Source organism: Frankia nepalensis, from assembly GCF_016786325.1.
Classification (GTDB): domain Bacteria; phylum Actinomycetota; class Actinomycetes; order Frankiales; family Frankiaceae; genus Pseudofrankia; species Pseudofrankia nepalensis.
Map to the genome: position 1 here is coordinate 1 of NZ_JADWYU010000351.1, position 1,570 is coordinate 1,570.

General features: G+C 74.0%; 1 protein-coding gene. It reads left to right on the plus strand.

Features of this window, described 5'->3' with window-relative positions; genetic code table 11:
* The first annotated feature begins 270 nt into the window (after positions 1-270).
* Entirely contained in the window at positions 271-1,473 is a 1,203-nt protein-coding gene (locus tag I6A81_RS41140) for a thiolase family protein (protein ID WP_203006315.1), read from the plus strand.
* Positions 1,474-1,570: the final 97 nt, after the last annotated feature.

Below are 1,570 nucleotides of genomic sequence, written 5' to 3' on the forward strand. Positions count from 1 at the left end.
CCCCGGGGGGGGCCCGCGGGGGGTGCGCGGCGGCCCCGGCCTGCCGGGGCCGCGCCCACCCGGGCCGCCCGCCGCCGGCCCGGGGGGGGGGGCCGCGCCTTTGGGGCCTCCACTCGGTGATCATGTGGCCCGTGATCACGCAACCCGTGGCCGCGCGGCCAGTGATCACGTAGTCCGAGGTCACACCGAGGTCAGTTGCGATTTCCAACCCACTGGCGTACACCAGTATCAGTGGGTTGGATTTTCCAACCCTTGCGGGAGGAGGCCGTCATGCGGGACGCGGTGATCATCGACGCGGTTCGGACGCCGATCGGCAAGGGCAAGCCAGGTGGCGCGCTCGCCGGAGTGCATCCCGTCGACCTGCACGCGCACGCGATCCGGACGCTGGTGGAGCGGACGGGCATCGACCCGGTGCTCGTCGACGACGTGATCGGCGGCACGGTCGGGCAGATCGGCGAGCAGAGCACCAACAACGCCCGGTGGGCCGCGCTCGCCGCCGGACTGCCCGAGTCGGTGCCGGCCGTGACGGTCGACCGGCAGTGCGGCAGCAGCCAGCAGGCGATCCACTTCGCGGCGCAGGGCGTCATCAGCGGCGCCTACGACATCGTCATCGCCTCCGGCGTCGAGTCGATGAGCACGGTGCCCATCGGCAGTTCGACCCTCGGCCGCGACGCCTCGGGGCCCGGCGTCGCCGCCCGCTACCCCGACGGCCTGGTATCGCAGGGCATCTCCGCCGAACTGATAGCGCAGCGCTGGAACCTCTCCCGGACCAGGCTCGACGAGTTCGCCGCCGAGAGCCACCGCCGCGCGGCCGCCGCCTGGGCCGACGGCCGGTTCGACGCGGAGGTGGCCGCGATCAAGGCCCCGGCGCCGGACGGCTCGGGCTCGCTGGTCCAGGTCACGCGGGACCAGTCGATCCGACCGGCCACGACGGCCGAGGTGCTCGCCGGCCTGAAGCCCGCCTTCCGGACCGACGCGTGGGCCGCGCGCTACCCGGACCTCGACTGGCGCGTCACGGCGGGCAACTCCTCGCCGGTCAACGACGGCTCCGCCGCCGTCCTGATCACCGACGGCGACACGGCGCGCCGGCTCGGCCTGCGCCCACGCGCCCGGCTGCACAGCTTCGCCGTCGTCGGCGACGACCCGCTGCTCATGCTCACCGGCGTGATCCCGGCGACCGAGAAGGTCCTGCGGCGCGCCGGCCTGAACCTCGCCGACATCGACGCCTTCGAGGTCAACGAGGCGTTCGCGAGCGTGGTGCTCGCCTGGCAGGCCGAGACCGGCGCGGACCTCGCCAGGGTCAACGTCAACGGCGGCGCCACCGCGATCGGGCACCCGCTCGGCGCCAGCGGCGCCCGCCTGATGACCACGCTGCTGTCGGTGCTGGAGCAGACCGGCGGGCGCTACGGCCTGCAGACCATGTGCGAGGGCGGCGGCATGGCGAACGCGACGATCATCGAGCGCATCCACTGAGGCGGTCGGCTCAAGGTCGCCCGGACCGACGCGTGGGCCGCGCGCTACCCGGACCTCGACTGGCGCGTCACGGCGGGCAACTCCTCGCCGGTCAACG